The following is a 581-nucleotide window of genomic DNA, read 5'->3' on the forward strand; positions in this document are numbered from 1 at the left end:
TATTGTCAGATCAACCTTGCCGCCAGATAACTGATGAACCAATTTTAAGTCTTCGAAAGAACGTGCACCGCCAGCGTAAGTGACTGGAATGGGGGAAATTTCTCCTAATAAAGAAACCAGGTCCTCATCAATTCCTGCTTGTAGCCCTTCAACATCGGCAGCATGTATTAAAAACTCATTGCAGTGCCCTGCCAACTCAGCGAGGGTATTCTTGGTAATCTGAGTACGGGTCACTGTTTGCCAACGATCCGTCGCAATATTCCAACCCGATTCGGTTTTTCGGCAACTCAGATCCATCACTAAACGCTCCGCTCCCGTCTCCGCTTTTATCTTTTCAATTCTGTCAGAAGATAGCTCCCCATCTTCGAAGAGGTAAGACGTGACGATCAAATGCGACGCACCTGCTTCCAAAAACTCGCTGGCATTTTCATGATTAACGCCCCCGCCAAATTGTAAACCTTGAGGCCAGGCCGATAGTGCCTTAAGTGCTTCGTCCTTATTTCCTGGGCCTAGTGCAATAACATGCCCACCTTGTAAGTTATGCTCCTTGTATAAGGAAGCATAGTAAGCCGCATCATAAG

The 581-nt window shown here is 46.8% G+C and carries 1 protein-coding gene; it reads right to left on the minus strand.

Annotation, left to right across the window (positions count from 1 at the left end; translation table 11 throughout):
• The coding region (gene hisA / locus A3729_RS01735) for a phosphoribosylformimino-5-aminoimidazole carboxamide ribotide isomerase (RefSeq protein WP_068633023.1) at nt 1-581 on the minus strand (581 nt) is incomplete at both ends.

The organism is Oleiphilus sp. HI0043, from assembly GCF_001634935.1.